This window comes from Streptomyces sp. NRRL WC-3742, assembly GCF_000720635.1.
GTDB lineage: Bacteria > Actinomycetota > Actinomycetes > Streptomycetales > Streptomycetaceae > Kitasatospora.
Genome location: NZ_JOCF01000006.1, coordinates 25,760 through 46,340 on the forward strand (window position 1 = coordinate 25,760; position 20,581 = coordinate 46,340).

16 protein-coding genes are annotated in these 20,581 nt (G+C 72.4%); 10 read left to right on the forward strand and 6 right to left on the reverse strand.

What is annotated here, in order from left to right:
* Nucleotides 1-91: 91 nt before the first annotated feature.
* From IH61_RS0105525 to IH61_RS0105535, 3 genes are all read right to left on the reverse strand, one after another.
* The gene (locus IH61_RS0105525) at nucleotides 92-1,300 is read right to left on the reverse strand and encodes a cytochrome P450 (protein ID WP_031065771.1); all 1,209 of its coding nucleotides are present in this window, start codon (nucleotides 1,298-1,300) and stop codon (nucleotides 92-94) included.
* Nucleotides 1,301-1,407: 107 nt separating this feature from the next.
* Nucleotides 1,408-2,547: an epoxide hydrolase family protein gene (locus tag IH61_RS0105530; RefSeq protein ID WP_031065774.1), complete on the reverse strand. Its 1,140-nt coding sequence runs from the start codon at nucleotides 2,545-2,547 to the stop codon at nucleotides 1,408-1,410.
* A gap of 118 nt (nucleotides 2,548-2,665) precedes the next feature.
* Nucleotides 2,666-4,198, reverse strand: coding sequence for a long-chain-fatty-acid--CoA ligase (locus tag IH61_RS0105535; protein ID WP_031065776.1), 1,533 nt, complete (start codon nucleotides 4,196-4,198; stop codon nucleotides 2,666-2,668).
* Nucleotides 4,199-4,391: 193 nt separating this feature from the next.
* Here IH61_RS0105535 and hemA point away from each other — a divergent pair, with 193 nt between their 5' ends.
* The 7 genes from hemA (at nucleotide 4,392) to IH61_RS0105570 (ending at nucleotide 14,705) form a co-directional block, all read left to right on the forward strand.
* Nucleotides 4,392-5,600 carry a 5-aminolevulinate synthase gene (hemA, locus tag IH61_RS0105540; protein ID WP_031065778.1) on the forward strand — a complete coding sequence of 403 codons (1,209 nt, stop codon included), beginning with the start codon at nucleotides 4,392-4,394 and terminating at the stop codon, nucleotides 5,598-5,600.
* 100 nt (nucleotides 5,601-5,700) lie between these two features.
* Complete coding sequence (locus tag IH61_RS0105545; RefSeq protein ID WP_037971702.1) at nucleotides 5,701-7,269, forward strand: class I adenylate-forming enzyme family protein; 1,569 nt, start codon at nucleotides 5,701-5,703, stop codon at nucleotides 7,267-7,269.
* Nucleotides 7,262-8,425, forward strand: coding sequence for an AfsR/SARP family transcriptional regulator (locus tag IH61_RS42555; RefSeq protein ID WP_051836320.1), 1,164 nt, complete (start codon nucleotides 7,262-7,264; stop codon nucleotides 8,423-8,425). Before IH61_RS0105545 ends, IH61_RS42555 begins: the two co-directional genes overlap by 8 nt.
* Nucleotides 8,426-8,517: 92 nt before the next feature.
* Nucleotides 8,518-10,224 carry an MFS transporter gene (locus tag IH61_RS0105555; protein WP_051836324.1) on the forward strand — a complete coding sequence of 569 codons (1,707 nt, stop codon included), beginning with the start codon at nucleotides 8,518-8,520 and terminating at the stop codon, nucleotides 10,222-10,224.
* A 227-nt stretch (nucleotides 10,225-10,451) separates the two neighbouring features.
* Nucleotides 10,452-11,477 carry an ACP S-malonyltransferase gene (locus IH61_RS0105560; protein ID WP_031065789.1) on the forward strand — a complete coding sequence of 342 codons (1,026 nt, stop codon included), beginning with the start codon at nucleotides 10,452-10,454 and terminating at the stop codon, nucleotides 11,475-11,477.
* Complete coding sequence (locus tag IH61_RS0105565; RefSeq protein ID WP_031065792.1) at nucleotides 11,474-12,562, forward strand: AMP-binding protein; 1,089 nt, start codon at nucleotides 11,474-11,476, stop codon at nucleotides 12,560-12,562. Before IH61_RS0105560 ends, IH61_RS0105565 begins: the two co-directional genes overlap by 4 nt.
* Before the next feature lie 49 nt (nucleotides 12,563-12,611).
* Complete coding sequence (locus IH61_RS0105570) at nucleotides 12,612-14,705, forward strand: methylaspartate mutase subunit E (protein ID WP_051836332.1); 2,094 nt, start codon at nucleotides 12,612-12,614, stop codon at nucleotides 14,703-14,705.
* A gap of 9 nt (nucleotides 14,706-14,714) precedes the next feature.
* Here the strand turns inward: IH61_RS0105570 and IH61_RS0105575 are convergent, their stop codons facing one another.
* On the reverse strand, nucleotides 14,715-15,809 hold the full coding sequence (locus tag IH61_RS0105575) for a winged helix DNA-binding domain-containing protein (protein ID WP_031065797.1): 1,095 nt from the start codon (nucleotides 15,807-15,809) through the stop codon (nucleotides 14,715-14,717).
* A 133-nt stretch (nucleotides 15,810-15,942) separates the two neighbouring features.
* Between IH61_RS0105575 and IH61_RS0105580 the strand changes: the two genes are divergently transcribed.
* On the forward strand, nucleotides 15,943-17,172 hold the full coding sequence (locus IH61_RS0105580) for a methylaspartate ammonia-lyase (RefSeq protein WP_031065800.1): 1,230 nt from the start codon (nucleotides 15,943-15,945) through the stop codon (nucleotides 17,170-17,172).
* Nucleotides 17,173-17,267: 95 nt separating this feature from the next.
* On the opposite strand, the gene IH61_RS0105585 is transcribed toward IH61_RS0105580, so the two are convergent.
* The gene (locus IH61_RS0105585) at nucleotides 17,268-17,591 is read right to left on the reverse strand and encodes a 2Fe-2S iron-sulfur cluster-binding protein (protein ID WP_031065801.1); all 324 of its coding nucleotides are present in this window, start codon (nucleotides 17,589-17,591) and stop codon (nucleotides 17,268-17,270) included.
* A 131-nt stretch (nucleotides 17,592-17,722) separates the two neighbouring features.
* On the opposite strand from IH61_RS0105585, the gene IH61_RS0105590 reads away from it, so the two are divergent.
* A complete protein-coding gene (locus IH61_RS0105590) occupies nucleotides 17,723-19,168 on the forward strand; it encodes an MFS transporter (protein WP_031065804.1) in 1,446 nt (481 codons plus the stop codon).
* An 84-nt stretch (nucleotides 19,169-19,252) separates the two neighbouring features.
* On the opposite strand, the gene IH61_RS0105595 is transcribed toward IH61_RS0105590, so the two are convergent.
* The gene (locus IH61_RS0105595; protein WP_031065807.1) at nucleotides 19,253-19,606 is read right to left on the reverse strand and encodes a winged helix-turn-helix transcriptional regulator; all 354 of its coding nucleotides are present in this window, start codon (nucleotides 19,604-19,606) and stop codon (nucleotides 19,253-19,255) included.
* Between the two features lie 104 nt (nucleotides 19,607-19,710).
* Here IH61_RS0105595 and IH61_RS0105600 point away from each other — a divergent pair, with 104 nt between their 5' ends.
* A complete protein-coding gene (locus IH61_RS0105600) occupies nucleotides 19,711-20,556 on the forward strand; it encodes an NAD(P)H-binding protein (protein WP_031065809.1) in 846 nt (281 codons plus the stop codon).
* Nucleotides 20,557-20,581: the final 25 nt, after the last annotated feature.

The following is a 20,581-nucleotide window of genomic DNA, read 5'->3' on the forward strand; positions in this document are numbered from 1 at the left end:
GCCGACGGCCGGTCCACCCCGGGGGGGAGTGGACCGGCCGTCGGCGTGTCCGGAAGGACTGCCGAAGGACTGCCGAATGGTTGCCGGAGGACTACCAGGTGACGGGCATCTCGTAGACGCCGTACATGACGTTGCCGTCCTTGTAGGTGAGGTCCTCCCACGACTTGGCGAGCTTCAGGCCCGGCAGGCGGCGGAAGATCGTGCTCAGCACGACGTCCAGCTCGACGCGGGCGATCTCGGCGCCGATGCAGTGGTGGACGCCGTGGCCGAGGGCCAGGTGGTGACGGTTGCCCCGGCTGAGGTCCAGCTCGTCGGGGCGGTCGAACGCCTCCGGGTCGCGGTTGGCGGACATGCCGAGGAGGATCATGCCCTCGCCCTCGCGGATGACCACGCCGCCGATGCCGATGTCGGCGGTGGCGACCCGGGAGGTGGCGAGGTCGCCGGGGGAGAGGTAGCGCAGCAGCTCCTCGATGGCCTTGGGGCGCAGGCTCGGGTCCGAGACGTACGCCTCCAGCTGGTCGGGGTGCTCCAGCAGGGACATCACGCTCAGGGCGATCATCGCGGCGCTGGTCTCGTGGCCGCCGTTGAGCAGCAGGCGGGTGACGTTGCACATCTCCCGGCGCTCGTAGATGCCCTCGGTGCGGTAGCGGTCGATCATGCGGCTGATCAGGTCGTCGCCGGGGTTCTCCTCCTTGCCGGCGACGAGCTCCTCCAGGTAGACGCCGACGCGGGTGATGGCGTCGGCCCGCTGGGCGGCGGTGCTGTTGCCGCCGAAGAGGATGTCGGTGCAGGAGTGCAGGTAGTCCTGGTCCTTGGAGGGGATGCCGAGGATCTCGCAGACGATCGTCATCGGGACGCGCAGGGCGAGCATGTGCACCAGGTCCACCGGCGGGCCGGCGGCGAGCATCTTGTCGATGCACTCGTCGACGATCTCCTGCATGCGCGGGCGCAGGGTGCGCACCCGCTGCTTGGTGAACTCGCCCGAGAGGGCGGCCATCCGGCGGTGCAGGGTGTGCTTCGGCGGGTCCCAGCCGATGAACGAGCCCTCGGTGCGGAACTGCTGGGGGACGTCGATGTAGTACGGGAAGCCCTCGTGCGCGCGGTCGGAGCTCGCGCGGGCGTCGGTCAGCAGGGCCTTGACGTCCTCGTACCGGGTGACCACCCAGGCGGTCCGCCCGGTGGCGAGCCGAACCTTCTTGATCGGCTCGGTTGCTCGAATCTCCGCGTACTCCTTCGGCGGTGCCATCGGGCAGCCGCGGTGCCAGGGGAACTCCGGGAGTTCGGTGGCGGACTCGGTCATCGTGTTTCCCTTCTGGGTCGTCTCGTCAGTCAGCTTCGCCCTGGCGGCTGGAGCCGGGATGGACGCGCTCTCGAACCGGGGTTCGGGCTGCTCGATCGGGGTGCCGGTCACCTCAACGGGCCGAAGAACGAACGGAGTTCGTCGACCAGGACGTCCGGGCACTCGATCGCGGGGAAGTGCCCGCCGTGCTCAGCGTCCCGCCAGTGGCGCAGGTCGGTGAAGCGGCCCTCGATCCACGGCCGGGGCATCCGGACGTCCTTGGGGAAGACCGTGACGCCGGTGGGCACCTCGACCCGGTGCATCGGCACCTTGTGGTGGCTCTCCCAGTACAGCCGGGCCGAGGAGGTGCCGGTGTTGGTCAGCCAGTACAGGCTGGCGGTGTCGAGCAGGCGCTCGCGCGGGACGGCCTGCTCCAGGTCCCCGTCGTGGTCGGTCCATGACCAGAACTTCTCGGCGATCCAGGCGAGTTGGGCGACGGGGGAGTCCGCGAGGCCGTAGCCGAGGGTCTGCGGGCGGGTGGCCTGGAGGGTGGAGTAGCCGCTCTCCTGGGCCTGGAAGGTCTTGAGGGCGGCCAGGCCCGCGTAGTCCCGGGCGTCGAGCTCGACCTGGCCCTCGGGCGGGGCGGCGAAGGCCATCGTGACGTGGATGCCGGCCAGGCGTGCGGCGTCGGAGTGGCCCAACTGGGCGGTGACGAAGGCGCCCCAGTCGCCGCCGTGCGCCGCGTAGCGCTCGTAGCCGAGGCGGCGCATCAGCTCGGACCAGGCGTCCGCGATCCGCTCCACGCCCCAACCCGGGCCCGAGGGGCGGTCGGTGAAGCCGTAGCCGGGCAGCGAGGGGATCACCAGGTGGAAGGCGTGCGCCGGGTCCTCCGGCTCGGTGAGCGGCTTGACCAGGTCGGTGAACTCGGCGACGCTGCCCGGCCATCCGTGGGTGATCAGCAGCGGCAGCGCGTCCGGGTGCGGGGAGCGCACGTGCAGGAATTGCACGCCGAGCCCGTCGATCTCGGTGCGGAACTGCGGCAGGTCGTTGAGCCGCTTCTCGACGGCGCGCCAGTCGTAGGCGTGCGCCCAGTGCTCGCCCAACTCCCGGACGTAGGACAGCGGGACGCCCTGCGACCAGTCGGGGACGGCCTCGGCGTCGGGCCAGCGCGCCCCATCGAGGCGCCGGCGCAGGTCGGCCAGCGCCTCGTCGGGGATCTCGATGCGGAACGGGGTGACGGTGTCGTCGCTCGAGCGGTGCTCGGTCATGCGGGTGCCTCCGGGCGGGGGGAGTCGACTCGGTACGGCCCGAGGGTGCGCAGACGCGGTCGAGGACTCCTCGAAGAGCGCGCTACCGGCTCGATGCCCGTTCCCGGCTCGATGCCCGCTACCGGCTGTAGCGCGCGACCAGTTCGCGCTTGAGCACCTTGCCGCTGGCCCCGAGCGGCAGCTCCTCGACGAACTCCACCAGCCTCGGGTACTTGTACGCGGCCAGCCGCTCCCGCCCCCAGGCCACCAGCCGGGCGCCGAGGTCCGGGCCCGGCTCCTCGCCCGCCACCGGCACCACCACGGCGCACACCTCCTCGCCGTGCATCCGGTGCGGCACGCCGATGACGGCGACCTGGGCGATCGACGGGTGGCGGATCAGCACCTCCTCCACCTCGCGCGGGTAGACGTTGTACCCCCCGCGCAGCACCATGTCCTTCTTGCGGTCGACGACGCTCAGCGTCCCCTCGGCGTCCTTGCGCCCGAGGTCCCCGGAGCGGAACCAGCCGTCCACCAGTACTTCTTCGGTGGCCTCCGGACGGTTGAGGTAGCCGGCCATCACGTTGTGGCCGCGCACCACGATCTCTCCGACCTCCCCGGCGGGCAGCAGCTCGATCCGGCCCTCCACGTCGGCCCGGGCGATCTCCACCTCCACACCCCAGATCGGGTGGCCGACGGTGCCCGGGCCGCCGGGGCGGCGGCGCTGGCGGTAGGCGACCACCGGGGAGGTCTCGGTGAGGCCGTAGCCCTCGAAGATCGGGCAGCCGAACTCCGCCTCGAAGGACTCCAGCACGCTCACCGGCAGCGCCGAGCCGCCCGAGTAGGCGCGCTGCAGCGGGGGGCGGTCGGCGCTGTCCCGGGCGGCGTCGAGCAGGGCGAGGTACATCGTCGGCACGCCCATGAACACCGTGCAGCCGTGCACGGTCATCAGCTCCAGGGCCCTGGGCCCGTCGAACCTCGGCATCAGTACCAGGGTCGCTCCGGCCCGGAAGCAGGTGAGCATCCCGCAGATCTGGCCGAAGGTGTGGAACAGGGGCAGGCAGCCGAGCAGCACGTCGTGCTCGCGGAACTCGAACGGCGAGACCATGGTGGTGACCACGTTCATCACCACGTTCAGGTGGGTGAGCATCGCGCCCTTGGGCCGGCCGGTGGTGCCGGAGGTGTACAGGACGAGGGCGAGGTCCCCGGGCTCGCGGGGCTCGGCCCGCTCCACCGGATCGGCGTGGTCGGCCAGGACGTCCAGGCGGACGGAGTCCCCGCGCTGCTCCAGCCCGATCGCCAGGACCCGCACGTCGGCGGCGGCCGCCGCCTTGCCGCCCTGGTCCAGGAGCGGCGCGTCGCAGATCAGCGCCCGCGCGCCGGAGTCGCGCAGCACGTACTCGATCTCGCCCGCGCGCAGCAGCGCGTGCACGGGCACGGCGACCGCGCCGAGGGCCAGCACCCCGAAGTAGGCGGCCGGGAACTCGGGGGTGTTGGTGAGCAGCAGGGCCACGCGGTCGCCCGGGCCGATGCCGAACCGTCCGAGCACCGCGGCGTAGCGCCGGGCCCGCTCCCAGAGCCGGCGGTACGTCACCTCCTCGGTCCCGAACACGAGGGCGGGGTGGTCGGGGCGGCGTACGGCGGAATCGGCGAGTACGGCCGCGACGGAAATCATGTCGACCTCCTGATACGGGAGCAGGGAATTCGAGATTCGCACGGGCCGGTCATTCCCCGGTAATTGATTCCGGTGCGGCCGGTCCACTCGCCTTCGAGGGCTCCTCGACGCGCCGTCGAGGGGGTTCGCGGACCTTTTGGATCCTCCATTCGGGGAAGCCAGAAATCCGACCACTCCAGAAAGCGAGTTGACGATGACCCAGCACGTGGACTTCTTCACCCGTGAGATCGAGGAACTCGGGCAGAGCAAGCGGGAATTCCTGGAGATCGGTCGGCGCGCCGGGCACTTTCCCGCCGCGGTCGCCCGTGACGGCGGCGTCGACGCGGAGATCAACGTCTGGTGCAGCAACGACTACCTGGGCATGGGCCAGCACCCGGCCGTGCTCACCGCCATGAAGGACGCCATCGACAGCCACGGCGCAGGCTCCGGCGGCTCCCGCAACATCGGCGGCACCAACCACTTCCACGTCCAGCTGGAGGAGGAGCTCGCCGCCTGGCACGGCAAGGACGCGGCCGCGCTGTTCACCTCGGGCTACAACGCCAACGACGGCGCGCTCACCATCCTCGCCGGCCGGATGCCGAACACCCTGGTGTTCTCGGACGAACTGAACCACGCCTCGATCATCGACGGACTGCGGCACAGCCGCGCCGAGAAGAAGATCTTCCGCCACAACGACGTGGCCCACCTCGAGGAGCTGCTCGCCGCGGCCGACCCGGACCGCCCGAAGCTCGTCGTCCTGGAGTCGGTGTACTCCATGTCCGGGGACATCGCCCCCCTCGCCGAGATCGCCGAGGTCTCCCGCCGCTACGGCGCGACCACCTTCATCGACGAGGTGCACGCCGTCGGCATGTACGGCCCCGAGGGCGCGGGCATCGCCGCCCGCGACGGGCTGGCGGACGAGTTCACCGTCGTCATGGGCACCCTCGCCAAGGGCGTCGGCGCCATCGGCGGGTACATCGCGGGCCCGAGCGCCGTCATCGAGGCCGTGCGCAGCTTCTCCCGCTCCTTCGTCTTCACCACCTCGCTGCCGCCGGCGCTGGCCGCGGGCGCGCTCGCCGCCGTGCGCCACCTGCGCGCCAGCTCCGAGGACCGCGACCGCCTGCACGCCAACGCGGACCTGCTGCACACCCTGCTGCAGGAGCGGGGCATCCCGTTCGTCTCCCCCCAGTCGCACATCGTCGCCGTGTTCGTCGGCCACGAGGCGCGCTGCAAGGAAGCCTCGGCCAAGCTGCTGTCGGAGCACGGCATCTACGTGCAGGCCATCAACGCGCCGAGCGTGCGCGCGGGCGAGGAGATCCTGCGCGTCGCGCCGTCCGCCACCCACAGCACCCGGGACGTGGAGCAGTTCGTCGAGGCGCTGGACAAGGTCTGGCAGGAGCTCGAGCTGGAGCGCACCCGCTGAGTTGTCTGACGCAGCATCAGGAACAGTCCACCCGACCGTCATTCGAGGACCTCGGGCGACCATGCGCCTGCCTCTTCCCGCCTACGGAGATTGGAACGCCATGGCAGCCCACCTTCCCGCCGACACCGGCCAGTACGTGACGGCGATCCTCGACAACCTGAACACGCGCCCGGAGCGGACCGCGCTGCGGTGGCGGGGCAGGACCGTCACCGCGGCCGAACTGCACCGGGCCGTCACCGGCGCCGCCGAGGGCCTGCGCGGCCTCGGCGTCGGCCCCGGCACGGCCGTCGGCCTGCTGACCGAGCCCAACGGCCCGCTCGGGCTGATCGGCCGGTACGCGGCCAACCTGCTGGGCGCGACGGTGCTGTACGTCCGTTCAACCAACCCCGGCCCCGACTCGCCGGAGCTGCCGGCCGCCGACCAGGCGGACATCCTGCGGGTCAGCCGGGCCGACCTCCTGCTGGTCGACGCGGCCAACACGCCGCGCGGCAGGGAGGTGGCCGCCCTGCTGGACGGCGCGGTCGCGGTGGCCGCCCTGGACGAGGCCGGGCAGGTCGAGAGCGTCCTCGCGGGCGTCGCCGCCGGGCAGCGCGAGGAGGCGGCCGTCCCGGGGGGCGCGGTGGTGATCTTCACCAGCGGCAGCAGCGGCCGGCCCAAGGGCGTGGTCAAGTCCTTCGCCGCCTGGAACGGCGCCGTGCTCTCCGCCTACCAGTACTTCCCCGCGCAGACCTTCCTGGTGATCACCCCGGTCGGCCACGCCGTCGGCCCGCTGCTGGACATCGTCCTCGCCGCGGGCGGCGCCCTGGTGCTGCACCAGCGCTTCGACGCCGGCGAGACCCTGCGCGCCGTCGCCGAGGAGGGGATCAACTCCACCTACATGGCCACCCCGCAGCTCTACGCCCTGCTCGACCACCCGGACCTCGCGACCACCGACCTGTCCACCCTGCGCCAGGTCACCTACGGCGGCTGCCCTGCCTCGCCCCGGCGGCTCGCCCAGGCGCTCGCCGGCCCCTTCGGCGAGATCCTGGTGCAGACGTACGGGACCAGCGAGGCCGGCAGCATCGCGCTGCTCGGCTCGCCCGAGCACCAGAAGCCCGAACTGCTCCCCAGCGTCGGCCGCCCCTTCCCCGGGGTGGAGGTGCGCATCCTGGACCCGGAGACGGCCGAGGAGCTGCCCGCCGGGGAGACCGGCGAGGTGGTGATGCGCTCGGCGCACGTCATGAGCGGCTACCTGGCCGACCCGGAGCTCACCGCCCGTACGGTGCGCGACGGTTGGCTCCACACCGGGGACCTCGGGTACACCGGCGAGGACGGCCACCTGTTCCTCGTCGGCCGGATCAGCGACGTCATCAAGTCCCGCTCGGAGCGCATCCACCCGGCCGCCGTCGAGAAGGCGCTGACGGCCCACCCGGCGATCGCCGACGCGACCGTGTACGGCGTCACCGACGAGGACGGGCTGGAGTTCGTCCACGCCGCCGTCGTCCTCGCCCCCGGCGCGACCGTCGGGGCCGACCAACTCCGCGCGCATGTCGGCGAGTTGCTCAGCCCGCTGCACGCGCCGGTGCGCATCGTCGCGCTCCCGTCGCTGCCGCTGAGCGAGTCCGGCAAGCTCGACCGGGCGCAGATCCGCCGGCTCGACCGGACGGCGACCGCCCTGGGCGATGCGTGAGTTCCGGGTCCTCGGCCCGCTGGAGGTGGTCGACGGCCACCGCCGGCTGCCGCTGCGCGGCGCCAACCGCCGGGCCGCGCTCGGCTACCTGCTGCTGAACCCCAACCGGGTGGTGGCCACCGGCGAACTCGTGACGGCCCTGTGGCCGCACGGGGCGCCGCCCACCGCCCGCAAGATGCTGCACAACGCGGTGTGCGGGCTGCGCGCCACCCTGGGGGAGGGTGGCGCGGCACTGGAGAGCCGGCCGCCCGGCGCTGTGCTGCTCAGCCGCCCGCCGGGCTATGTGCTCCGCCTCGACGCCGACAGCCTGGACCTGGCGCGCTTCCGCCGCCTGGCGGGCGCCGGCCGCTCCGCCCTGGCCGCCGGGGCCTGGGTGCGGGCGGCCGCCCTGCTCGGCCAGGCGCTGTCGCTGTGGCGCGGCTGCGCCCTGGCCGACCTGGCCGAGGCCGGGATCGCCTGGCCCGAACTGCGCGGGCTGGAGGGCGAGCGGACGGCAGCCCTGGAGGACCGCTTCGAGGCCGAACTCGCCCTGGGCCGCCACCACGAGGTGGTCGCCGAGCTGGAGGCCGAGGCCCGGCGCGACCCGGCCCGGGAGCGGCTCGCCTCCCTGCTCGCCCTGGCCCTCTACCGGTGCGGGCGCCAGGTCGCCGCGCTGGAGTTCTTCCGGCTCCACCGGGCCGCGTTGCGCGAGGAGTTGGGCCTGGAGCCCGGACGGGGGCTGCGCGAGCTGGAGCGGGCGATCCTCAACCACCACCCCTCCCTGGGACCGCCTCCGGGCGGTCCCAGGTCCAGGGACGGCCCGGAGCTGGAACTCCTGCACTCGGTGCTCCGGGTGGCCCGGCGGGAGCGGCGCCCGTACCTGGTGACGGTGCTCGGGCGGGCCGGTACGGGCAAGAGCCGGCTGCTCGCACGGCTGGACGAAACCATCGACCGTGACGAACGTTCGTACGTCGACGTGTTCGAGGACATCCACCGCGCGGGAGAAGCGGTCCTGGAATCCATCGGCCGAACAGCGGAGATGCCCGGCCCGGCGCGACTGATCATTGCGACCGCCCGGCCCGAGCTCATCGAACAACGGCCCGACTGGGGCAGCGGCAGAAACCAACTGACCATCACGCTCGACCAATTCGAGCCGGACTATAGCGCGGCTTTCTAGAGTCGCGATGTGTATGGAGCGTCCCGTCTCACCCCCGTGGACGGGACGCAATTGAGAGGGAGAGCCACATGGCTTTGGATCAGAAAACGCAGTTGGACCAGAAATCCCAGGGGTCACAGCAGCAGGCCGGAAGCTGGGGCCAGGAGTCCGACACCCCGCCGGACCCGAAGCGCTGGATCGCGCTCGCCGTCATCCTCACCGCCGCCTTCATGGACATGCTCGACGTCACCATCGTGAACGTCGCCGTGCCCTCGGTGCGCGAGGACCTGTCGGCGGGCTACTCGGCGATCCAGTGGATCACCGCCGGGTACCAACTCGCGTTCGCCCTGCTGCTCATCAGCGGCGGGCGCTTCGGCGACATCTTCGGCCGCAAGAAGGTCTTCATGCTGGGCACGGCCGGCTTCACGCTGGCCTCCCTGCTCAGCGGCATCTCGACCAGCCCCGGCATGCTGGTCGGCTCGCGCATCCTCCAGGGTGTGTTCGCGGCGATCATCGTCCCGCAGATCCTGTCGATCATCCACGTCACGTTCCAGGGCAAGGAACGGGTCAAGGCGTTCGCGATGTTCGGCTCGATCTCGGGCTTCGCGGCCGTGGCGGGCCTCTGCTTCGGCGGCCTGCTCGTCCAGGCGGACGTGTTCGGCCTCGGCTGGCGCGCGATCTTCCTGGTCAACCTGCCCATCGGCATCGGTGCGCTGCTCGTTGGTAGTCGGAAGATCAACGAGTCCCGCAACCCGCAGGCGCTCAAGCCCGACTTCGTCGGCATGGGCCTGGCCACACTCGGCCTGCTCATGCTGCTCTTCCCGCTCACCCAGGGCCGGGAGGAGGGCTGGCCGGTCTGGGGCTGGGTCTCGATGGGCCTCGCCGCGCCGGTGCTCGCCGCCTTCGTCTGGCACCAGCACCGCAAGACCGCCCGGGACGACTCCCCGCTGATGCCGGTGCGGCTGTTCAAGAGCCGGGTGTTCTCCGCCGGCCTCTCCGTGCAGATCGCCTTCAACGTCGCCAGCGGCGTCTGGTTCCTGGCCTGGACGCTCTACCTCCAGGTCGGCCTGGGCTGGACCCCGATGCACGCGGGCCTCACCGCCCTGCCCTTCTGCATCGGCGCCTTCTCCGGCGCCGCGTCCTCCATGACGGTCTTCGTGCCGCGCATCGGACGCGGGGTGCTGGCGCTCGGCGCCGGGCTCATCATCGTCGCCCTCGGCACGTACGGGCTGCTCGCCGACCACTACGGCCGCGAGCTGCACTCCTGGCAGATGATCCTGCCGCTGCTGGTCTTCGGCTTCGGCTTCGGCCTGATCGCCTCGCCGATCCCGCGCCTGGTGCTCACCGCCGTGCCGTGGCAGGACGCCGGCTCCGCCTCGGGCCTCATCAACACCGCCCAGCAGCTCGGCGCGGCGATCGGCACGGCGCTCGCCTCCGTCGCGTTCTTCGGCATCCTGTCCAACCACGCCGCCACCTCCGCCGACACCACCATGGACCAGCTGCGCCAACGGCTGACCGCGGCCCAGGTGGCGCCGGAGCGGCTCGACCCGCTGATCGCGGACTTCAAGGCGTGCAGCGTCGCCGCCGCCGTCCAGAAGGACCCGTCGGAGGTGCCGGACGCCTGCCGTGCGCTCGCCTCCGAGCCCAAGGCGGCGGCCGCGTTCGCGGAGGCCGGGCAGACGGCCACCTCGGACAACTTCGGCACCGCGTTCCGCGTCTCGCTCGGGGCGGTGATGGGGCTGGCGGCCGTGGCTGGGCTGCTCGGCTTCCTGCTGCCCAAGAAGAAGAAGGAGGAGGAGCAGGCGAAGGCCGCCTGGTGACCGGCGTGCCGCCCGCCAGAGCGCACAGAGCCCGCGAACGCCGCGTACGGACCCCTGTCCGTACGCGGCGTTCGCTGTTCCCCGGGATCGTCCGGGCCCCGAGCAGGGGTGCGGGCGCCCGCGAGCCGAGGTCCATCGGGGTTCGAGGTACCGCTGAGACCGTCGGGTCCCCGGGCTCCCCGCCCGCAGATCACGTACCCGGATCACCGCACTGGGAGGAGCAGGCCATGACCCTGGCCTACGTAACGCACCCGATGATGGCGCACGAAGTCGGCTCGGGTGTCGACCTGTACGAGCGCCACGAGGTCGTACGGGACCTCTACCGCCAGGTCACCGAATGGACCGGCATCGACGTGGAGCGCCTGCTGCGCGAGGGCCCCGAGGCCGAGCTCGCCGCCGTTGCACCGGTCTGCCAGGCCCTGCTCTCGCTGGCCGTCCACGACGTGCTGGCCTCCCTCGGCATCCGCCCGCAGGTGCTGGCCGGCATGAGCCTCGGCAACGTCGTCGGCGCCTGCATGGCCGGCGCGATCGACCGCAGGGAGCTGTTCGTCTACCTCGCCGAGACCTCCGCCCCGCAGCAGATGCTCCCGCGCGTGCCCGGCCGCGAGGCGTTCCCCGACGGCGACGGCCGCGGCGGCGAGGCGTCCACCGTGATCATGCTCGCCATCCCCTTCGACCGGGACCCGGCCGAGTACGCCCTGGAGGCCGGCGGCGGCGCCCTGCACCTCGTCTCCGACATGGGCCCGGCCGACCCGGCGCTGAAGTTCCGCCGGGTCTGCTTCGGCGGTCTGCGCTCCGACGTGGACAAGTACCTCGCCGGGCTCCCCGCCGAGCAGCAGCCGTTCGCCGTCACCGACGTCCCGCTGACCCCGCACAGCCCGCTGCGCCAGGCGTACGTCGAGGAGGTGATCGACCCGATCCTCGCCGGGATGACCTTCAGCGACCCGGACCGTCCGGTCGTCTCCTGCCTCGACCGGAGCACGCTCACCACCGGAGAGCAGGTCCGCACCCTGCTGCGCGAGAACCACCTGCGCGCCGCCTCGCTGCCCTTCATCAGCGACGGCCTGGAGCGCCACGGCGTCTCCGCGTACTTCGTCGTCGGCCCCTCCATCGCCGGCCGGTACGCCAAGCAGATCACCGAGTCCAAGAAGGCCGGGGAGATCCCGATGATCCCGGTGGAGAACCTGGAGCAGCTCCAGGCCGCCATCGAGGCGCTGTACGAACTCAACGTGGACCTCGGGGTGGCGGCGTGAGCACCGACACCGGGACGACCTGGCCCACGACCGTCGAGGAGTTCCTCGAGGTCGACCTCGACGAGTGGACCCGCCGGATCGTCGCCCGCCACTTCCACCCGGAGACCGGCAGCCCCTTCTGGCTCGCCCGCCGCGCCAAGCTGCCCTTCGACCCGCTGGGCATCACCACCTACGCGGAGCTGGAGCGCTTCGGCCCGTTCCCGATGGACGAGATGACCAGCTGCGACCCGCGCGACCTCGTGCCGCTGGCCAACCCGCGCCCGCTCACCGGCCAGATCTGGGACTCCGGCGGCACCACCGGCACCCCCAAGCGCCTCTACTACACCGAGGCCCTGATGGCCGAGCGCGAGGTCTGGCGCGAGTACGCCGACCACGCCGCCGGGTTCGAGGACGGCAAGGTCTGGCTCAACGCCATGCCCACCGGCCCGCACTTCGCCGGCACCCCGCCGATCACCGCCGCCCGCGCCGGCAAGGCGTTCGTCTACGGCATCGACATGGACCCGCGCTGGGTCAAGCGGATGCTCCGCCAGGGCCGCCCGGCCGACGCGCGCGAGTACACCGACCACATCCTCGAGCAGATCGTCGAGGTCCTGTCGACCCGTGAGGTCGACTACCTGGCCACCTCGCCCGCCCTGATGCAGGCGCTGTGCCGCCAGCACCCCACGGCGCTCAAGGACGTGCGGGGAGTGCGGATGTCCGGCACCCAGATCACCCCGCGCATGTTCCAGGAGTACCGCGACGTGGTCGGCGAGGACTTCATCATCCTGCGCCGCTACGGCAACACCATGGCCGACGCCGGGATGGGCCTCGGCGTCGAGGAGGGCGGCGAGATCCTGCCCTACCGCACCGCCTACCCCTTCACCACCATGCGCATCGTCGACCCGGACGACTGGCGCAGCCCGGTCGAGGACGGCGTGTACGGGCAGGTGTGCGTCACCGTGCTCCACCCCGACCACTTCCTGCCCAACATGCTGGAGCGCGACGAGGCGCTGCGCCGCCCGATCGAGGGCTGGCCGGTGGACGGCGTCGCCAACGTGCGGCCGCTGATCCGCACCCGGGCCTCGGCTCCGGAAGGCATCTACTAGCGGGCCCGCAGGGCTCCGCCGGAACCGGAAGGAGAAGCCGTTGCCCCCAATGACCGACGACCTTGCCACCGATGACCTTGTCACTGACGACCATGTCACCGATGACCTTGCCACCGACGAACGGACCGTTGTCCTGGCCGGTGTGGGCGGGGACGCCCACTCGGTCGGCCTGATCATCCTCAACCGGGTGCTCGTGCGCGCCGGGTACCGGGTGCGCTACCTCGGCAACCAGTGCCCGGTGCCGGACATCTGCCGGGCGGCGCAGGACGCCGACGCCGTCCTCGTCTCGAACATGGACGGGCACGCCCGCTACTACCTCGACGACCTGGCCGCCGTCCGGGCCGAACTGGGCGGCGCGGGTGCGCTGTGGTACCTCGGCGGGAACCCGTCGCTGTCCAACACCGAGGAGGAGGCGGAGGAGCTGCGGGGCCTCGGCTTCGACCGGGTCTTCCTCGGCTTCACCGACCAGAGCACCACCCTGACCCTGCTCGCCGGGGACCTGCGCGGCCGCCCGTCCCGCTCCGGCGGGTCGCGGCGGCTCGCCGGCCCGGCCGGCTCGGCCGCGGGCGCCTCCGCCCCGGGCGGGCGGTCCGGCCGGGGTGCCGGGTTCCGCCTGCCCGAGTCCGGGCGGCCCTTCGACGAGATCCGCGACGAGGTGCTGATGCTCTGGCGCACCGGCGCCGGCGCGCGCAGCCTCGCCGACAACGCCGAGGTGCTGCACCGCCGCACCTGGCTGGCCGACCGGCAGCGGGAGGCCCGCCAGGACGGGCGCATCCTCGTCCAGCCGCGCACCGGCGTCTCCGGCGACGAGGGCCAGCGCCGGCTGTTCCGCGCGATGCGGGCCGCCGGGGCGGACGTCCTCTCCTTCCAGATCGACTCCCTGACCCGCAACGGCGCGCACCAGGAGATCGAACTGCTGGAGAAGGGCGAGCAGTTGAGGGCCGGGCGGCCGATCGCCCTGAACGGTTACCCGGCCGTCAACCGGGGCGTCGCCGCGATGCGCCGGATGACCGAGGAGTTCCGGGACGTCCCCCTCCAGGTGCGCCACTCCACCCGGGACTCCCGGTTGCTCGCCGAGGTGTCCTTCGCGGCCGGGGTGGCGGGCTTCGAGGGCGGCCCGATCACGTACAACCTGCCGTACTTCCGGGACTACCCGCCGGCCGAGGCCATCGAACTGTGGCGCTACGTCGACCGGTTGGCAGGGATCTACCACGAGCGCCACGGCGTGGTGATCGACCGGGAGTTCTTCGGCGTCCTCACCGCCACCCTGATCCCGCCGAGCCTGGCGGCCGTCGTCAACGTGCTGGAAGCGCTGCTCGCGGCCGCCCAGGGCGTGGTGTCGGTCTCCCTCGGCTACGCCGAACAGGGCAACCGGGCCCAGGACATCGCGGCCGTACGGGCGTTGCGCCTGCTCGGCCGGGAGTACCTGGACCGGTTCGGCTTCGGGGACGTCCAGGTGCACACCGTCTTCCACCAGTACATGGGCGCGTTCCCGCTGGACGCCGACAAGGCCCGGCAACTGCTGGTCGGTTCGGCCCGCACGGCCAGGCTCAGCGGCGCGGAGCGGGTGATGGTGAAGTCCCACATGGAGGCGATCCGCATCCCCTCCGAGCAGGACAACGCCGACAGCGTCCGGCTGGTCGTCGGCGCGGTCGACGACGCGGACCGGCTGGACGAACCGGCCGAGGTCGAGTTCGAACTCGCCCTGGTGCTGGCCGAGTCGAGGGCCCTGCTGGACGCGGCGCTGCGGCTGGGCCACGGCAGCTTCGAGGCGGCGGTGGTCCGGGCGATCGAGGCCGGGATCATCGACGTGCCGTTCTCGCCGAGCCGGTGGAACGCCGGGCAGGTGCTCTCGGTGCGCGACCTCTCCGGGGCCGTCCGCTTCGCCGACCACGGCGCGCTGCCGCTGCCGGCCGAGGTCGCGGCCGTCCACCGGGACCTGGTGGCGCGGCGCTCGGGCAGCGGCGGCACCCCGCTGGAGCAGCTGATCGAGGCGGACATCCTCGACGTCGCCCGCGGCGCCTTCGCCGACTGGCCGCTGGACGGGCGGCCTTCGGGCGAACGGCCTTCGGGTGGACGGCCGGTAGGCGGGCGGCACCCGGTGGCGGCGGGAGCCGCCCGTCCGGCGGCCTCGGTCAGCTGAACACCCGCCTCAGCCGAACACCACCTCGAGGGTCTGCGACTCCTCGGCCGCGAAGCCGAGCAGTCGCAGACCCTCCGCCTCCACCGCCTCGAGGGCCCCCGCCGTGAGGGTCTCGAAGGGCTCGACGGTCAGCGTCGCCGTGTCCTTCACCCGGTCGATCCGCCACCGGCCGCGCACCGTGCCGTCGACCAGGACGGTCGCCGCGACCAGCCCGTTCTTGGTGTGGGTGATCTGCCGGTACTCGTCGCTGATCACCCGGCGGCGGTCGGCGAAGGCGACCATCAGGTTGTCGAACTCGGGCAGGAAGCGCACCGGCGTCTCCGTGCCCGCGTCCGGCAGCGGGCCGTCCGGCAGGTCGAACAGCTCCACGCCCTGCTCGTCGGTGAACCGCCGCAGCTGCGGCCGCAGCCGGTCCACCACCTCCGCCAGCCGGGTCAGCCCCGACCACGCCTGCACGTCCTTGACCGAGGCGGGCCCGTACGCGGCGAGGTAGCGCAGGATCATCGGGCCCGGGTCGCTCTCCGTGGCGATGTTGCGGCCCAGCCACGCCTCGTCCGTGGTGCACGGCACCGAGCCGTACGAGCGCCACAGCCCGCCCGGCGGCACCTGCACCAGCGGCAGCAGGTAGTGCACGGTGTACATCAGCGCCGCCGCGTCGGTGTCGGGCCAGCGCTCGTGCAGCGCGGCCTTCAGCTCCTTGTTGTTCATCGGCTGCGCGGCGAGCAACTTGCGCCCCTCGGCGAGCAGTTCGGCCTGGTCCAGATGGGCCGTCTTCTTGCCGAAGTGGCTGCGCTGGGCGCGCTCGCGCACTGGCTGGAAGAGCGGGCGCAGCGTCAGGAAGTCCTCGGCGGTGACGAGGTGCAGGGTGGCCCGCATCATGCCGGTGCGCACCACCAGCCGGTCCTGGATCAGCTGCGTCAGCTCGGGGTGGGTGAACTCGGCGAGCCGCGTCCACAGCGAGAAGTACGGCGGGTCGGGCACCTGCGACTGCAGCCCGATCAGGTGCCGCAGCGCCTCCAGCGGCGGGCACTTCCACGGCTCCAGCAGCCCCTGCCGGTGGAGGGTGGCGCGGTTGAGGGCGCGCCGGTCGAGCACGGTGGACATCGGGTGGCATCTCCTGGTCGGGCCGACAGCCGGGCGCCCTCCACGCTAGGGCAGGGCGCTCGCGGACGGCTCGAACGGGGCCTTCTAGCGCCAGTCGGTCCGGTTTCGAGCGCTCCGGTGTCCTGTGTGCGCCATGAAGGTCAGTGATGTCGTACTCGTACCCGGACTGGGCGGTTTCTTCCACGACGATCTGGCGGCGATCCGCGGCGGTGCCGTCGCGGACGGCCAGTGGTACCGCGGACGGCCCGTCACCTCCGGATTCAGCTCCGTCCGCACCCCGGCCCGCGCCCTGGGCATCGGCCTGCGTCTGGAGGACGGGCGGATCGCCTGGGGCGACGCCATGGCCGTCCAGTACGCGGGCCTCGACGGGCGCGACCCGCTCGACGGGCCGGGGGAGGGGGCTCTCGGCGAACTGCGGGACGTCCTCGTCGGGTTGGAGGTCGACGCCTTCCGCCCGGCGCTCGCCGAGGTGCTCGCGGCCCTGCCCGAAGCCCTGCCCGGGGCCGGCGCCGCGCTGCGCTACGGCCTCAGCCAGGCGCTGCTCGGCGCCGCCGCGCAGGCCGGTAGCCGCACGATGTGCGAGGTGCTGTGCGCCGAGTACGACCTGCCCGTCGTCGTCGAGCCGGTGCCGGTGTACGCGCAGACCGGGGACGAGCGCTACGGCAACGCGGACAAGATGATCATCAAGCGGGTCGACGCCCTGCCGCACGGACTGATCAACAACCGGGCCAAGTTCGGCGCCGAGGGCGAGAAGCTGCTCGCCTACGTCGGCTGGCTCGCGGAGCGGATCACCCTGCTCGGCGGCGCCGACTACCGGCCCGTCCTGCACTTCGACTGCTACGGCCAGCCCGGCGCGGCCTTCGACGGGGACCTCCCGCGCGTCGCCGAGTACCTGGAGCGCGTCGAACGGGCCGCGGGCGGGCTGGCCGTCCGGATCGAGGCGCCGATCGACCTCGCCGGCCGGGAGGCCCAGATCGAGGGGATGCGCCGGCTGCGGGAACTGCTGCGCGAACGCGGCTGCGGTGTAGGGATCGTCGCCGACGAGTGGTGCAACACCCTCGAGGACATCGACGCCTTCGTCAGCGCCGGGGCCTGCGACCTCCTCCAGGTGAAGATGCCCGACGTCGGCACCGTCGAGGACAGCGTGCTCGCCGTGCTCCGCTGCCGCGCGGGCGGAGTCGGCGCCGTGCTCGGCGGCAGCTGCACCGAGACCGACCGCTCCGCCCGTACGTCCGTCCACGTGGCGCTGGCCAGCCGGCCGGAGGTGCAGCTCGCCAAGCCCGGCATGGGGGTGGACGAGGCGCTGATGATCGTGCGCAACGAGCAGGCGCGGACGCTGGCGGTGCTCGCCGCGTCCCGGTAGACGAAGGGAAGCCCCCGGTGCCGCGGCACCGGGGGCTTCCTCGTGCGGTGTCAGACCTGGCGGCGTCAGACGTGGCCGTGTCAGACGTGGCCGTGTCAGACCTGGCGGTCGGGCAACTGGACCTCCAGGCCGCACAGGGCGCGGGTGACCTCCAGCTGGCAGCTGAGGCGGCTGTTGTCGCGGCGGGGGACGGCGGTGCAGTCGAGCACCTCGTCCTCCAGCTCGTGGACGGGCGGCAGCTCGATCGAGCCGTCCTCGGGGACGTACACGTGGCAGGTGCCGCACATCCCGGCGCCGCCGCACTCGGCGACGATGCCCTTGATGCCCCGGGAGACGGCCCCTCGCATCACGCTCAGGCCCTCCGGCACATCGACGACCTCGATCCGGCCGTCCGCACTCCGATAGCTGATCTCAGGCATGCCGTCTCCTCGAACGCTTGGTCGTGAGTCGGATGCACTCTGGCAAGCCGGGCTGGAAGGCGGCTGGAGTTGCGGCGGACGTTCGACCGCTCCTTGAGCCGGTGTCCACGCTCGTGCCGGACGGTTCGCGCATGACCACACACACGACCGGCCGCCCGATCGCGCCCCCGCAGGCGATCACGCAGCGGCTGGGGCTGATCCTCTTCGTCTGCTGCGCGGGGCAGTTCCTGGTGGTGCTCGACAGCTCGGTGGTGAACGTCGCGCTGCCGCTCATCGACCACAGCCTCCACCTCGGCGCGGGCAGCCTGCACTGGGTGGTGAACTCCTACACCGTCGTCTTCGCCGGGGCGCTGCTCCTCGGCGGCCGCCTCGCCGACCTGTACGGGCGCCGGCGCCTGCTGCTGCTCGGCATCGGCCTGTTCACGCTGGCCGCCCTGGTCGGGGGCCTGGCGAGCAACCCGGCGATCCTGGTCACGGCCCGCGGCTTCCAGGGCCTCGGCTCCGCCATCATGGCGCCGTCCACGCTGACCGTCCTCGGCACCGTCTTCACCGAACCCGGCGCGCGGGCACGGGCGTTCGGCCTCTGGAGCGCCGTCGCCGGGGCCGGCGGCGCGGTCGGCGTGCTGGCGGGCGGCGTCATCGCCGAGTGGTTCTCCTGGCGCTGGACCCTGCTCGCCAACGTCCCCGTCGGGCTCGCCCTGCTCGCCCTCACCGCCGTCGTGGTGCCCGAGGCTTCGCGCTCCCGCAGCGAACTGCGCGGCCGGGTCGACGTGGTGGGCGCGTTGGCGGTGACGCTGGGGCTGATGGTGCTGGTGTACGGCGTCGCCGGAGCCTCCCGGGAGGGCTGGGGCTCGGTGCGCACGCTCGGGCTGGTGGGGCTGGGGGCCGCACTGCTCGCCTTCTTCGTGCTGGACCAGGCGAAGATCGCCTCGCAGCCGCTGGTGCCGCTCTCGATCTTCCGGGTGCGGCAGGTGACCGCCGCGAACGTCACGGCGCTGGCGTGCAGCGGGGCGCTGTTCAGCTCCTTCTACTTCTTCACACTGCTGCTGCAACAGGTGCTGGACTACAGCCCGTTGGAGACCGGGCTCGCCTACCTGCCCATGACGGCGGGCCTGTTCGCCGGGGCACGGGGGATCGCGCCGCTGGTGCAGAGGATCGGTCCGCGGCCGGTGCTCATCGCCGGGCACCTGGTCTCGGCCTCCGGCCTGCTCTGGCTCTCCACCGCCGGGCCGGACGCGGGCTTCCTCTCCGCGCTGCTCGGACCCGGGCTGCTGCTCGGCGTCGGGCAGGGCATGGTGATGACGGCCCTCACCATCGCCGCCACCGCCGATCTGCCGTACAGCCAGTCGGGGCTGGCCTCCGGGCTCATCAACACCACGCGGCAGCTGGGCGGGGCGATCGGACTGGCACTGCTGGTCACCATCTCGGGCAGCCGCATCGCCGACCGTACGGCCGCCGGGCAGCCGGTGCGGGAGGCCCTCGCCTCCGGGTACGGGCTCGCCTTCGCGACGGCGGCCGGGTTCCTGGCGCTGGGGCTCCTCGGCGCCCTCGCCGTCCCGGCCCGCCGGAAAGCCTGAGCCTCGTTCCCTTCTCTCCACTGCCCCAACTTGTGCTTCCTCGCCACAAGTTGGGGCAGTTGTAGCATTTATGGCATTTCTCGGCTACCGGCCGCCGTCGTAGAGCTCGCGGGCCTGCTCGACCTTGTCCAGGTTGTCGGCGGCCCAGCCGGAGAGCTGCGCGAACAGCGGCGCCAGGCTGCGGCCGAGGTCGCTGATCTCGTACTCGACCCGGGGCGGGACCTCCGGGTGGTACGTCCGGACCACCATCCCGTCGCGTTCCAGCTGGCGCAGGCGCTGGGTGAGCACCTTCGGGGTGATCGTGCCGATGTGGCGCTCCAGCTCGACGAAGCGCAGGCGGCCGTGGGTGTGCAGGGTCCACAGGATGGGCGTGGTCCACCGGCTGAAGACGATGTCCACGACGGCGGTGGTCGGACAGGCGAACTCCGGTGTCTCCAATGCCCTCTCCCCGGGTAGTCACTTTCCCCTAGGTACCTACTATATCCACGGTGTTAGCGTCCCTGTGTCGCACCAAACAGGCTTCTACGACACGGGAGTTGTCCATGTACGCAGTAACCGGGGCCACCGGCAACGTCGGCCGCTCGCTCGTCCGCACCCTCGCCGCCGCCGGCGTCGCCGTGACCGCCACCTCGCGCGGAATCACCGCCGCCGACGTACCGTCCGACGTCGCGCACGTCCGGTCCGACCTCCTCGACCTCGAGAGCCTGCGGCCCGTCCTCGACGGCGCGTCCGCACTCTTCCTCCAGAACGGCGGCCCCAGCGCCCCCCTGCTCGACCCCCACGCCATCCTCTCCGCCGCCAAGGCTTCCGGCATCGAGCGCGTCGTCCTGCTCTCCACCCAGGGCGTCGGCACCCGGCCCGACTCGCCCTTCTACGGAGTCGTGGCGGGCGCCATCGAGGAAGCCGTCCGCACCTCCGGCCTCTCCTGGACGATCCTGCGCCCCGGCGGCTTCCACTCCAACACCTTCGCCTGGGCCGACTCCGTCCGCACCCACCGCACCGTCACCGCCCCCTTCGCCGACACGGCCCTTCCCACCATCGACCCCGACGACATCGCCGAGGTCGCCGCCCTCACCCTGCTCGACGACGCCCACGCCGGCCGGACCTACGAGCTGACCGGTCCCGCCCTCATCACCCCGCGCGAGCAGGCCGCCGCCCTCGCCGCCGCACTGGGCGAGGCCGTCGAGTTCGTCGAACAGACCCACGCCGAAGCCCGCACCCAGATGCTCCACGGCATGCCCGAGTCCGTCGTCGACACCACCCTCGCCATCCTCGGCGCCCCCACCCCGGCCGAACAGCGCATCAGCCCCGACATCGAGCGCCTCCTCGGCCGGGCGCCGCGCACCTTCGCCGACTGGGCGCAGCGGTACGCCGGCGCCTTCCACTGATCCGCGCGGGCGGGGGGCTAGATTG

Coding starts and splice junctions, on each gene's coding strand:
- IH61_RS0105525 (WP_031065771.1), bottom strand. CDS start 1,300: ATGACCGAGTCCGCCACCGAACTCCCGGAGTTCCCCTGGCACCGCGGC.
- IH61_RS0105530 (WP_031065774.1), bottom strand. CDS start 2,547: ATGACCGAGCACCGCTCGAGCGACGACACCGTCACCCCGTTCCGCATC.
- IH61_RS0105535 (WP_031065776.1), bottom strand. CDS start 4,198: ATGATTTCCGTCGCGGCCGTACTCGCCGATTCCGCCGTACGCCGCCCC.
- hemA (WP_031065778.1), top strand. CDS start 4,392: ATGACCCAGCACGTGGACTTCTTCACCCGTGAGATCGAGGAACTCGGG.
- IH61_RS0105545 (WP_037971702.1), top strand. CDS start 5,701: ATGGCAGCCCACCTTCCCGCCGACACCGGCCAGTACGTGACGGCGATC.
- IH61_RS42555 (WP_051836320.1), top strand. CDS start 7,262: ATGCGTGAGTTCCGGGTCCTCGGCCCGCTGGAGGTGGTCGACGGCCAC.
- IH61_RS0105560 (WP_031065789.1), top strand. CDS start 10,452: ATGACCCTGGCCTACGTAACGCACCCGATGATGGCGCACGAAGTCGGC.
- IH61_RS0105570 (WP_051836332.1), top strand. CDS start 12,612: ATGACCGACGACCTTGCCACCGATGACCTTGTCACTGACGACCATGTC.
- IH61_RS0105575 (WP_031065797.1), bottom strand. CDS start 15,809: ATGTCCACCGTGCTCGACCGGCGCGCCCTCAACCGCGCCACCCTCCAC.
- IH61_RS0105580 (WP_031065800.1), top strand. CDS start 15,943: ATGAAGGTCAGTGATGTCGTACTCGTACCCGGACTGGGCGGTTTCTTC.
- IH61_RS0105585 (WP_031065801.1), bottom strand. CDS start 17,591: ATGCCTGAGATCAGCTATCGGAGTGCGGACGGCCGGATCGAGGTCGTC.
- IH61_RS0105590 (WP_031065804.1), top strand. CDS start 17,723: ATGACCACACACACGACCGGCCGCCCGATCGCGCCCCCGCAGGCGATC.
- IH61_RS0105600 (WP_031065809.1), top strand. CDS start 19,711: ATGTACGCAGTAACCGGGGCCACCGGCAACGTCGGCCGCTCGCTCGTC.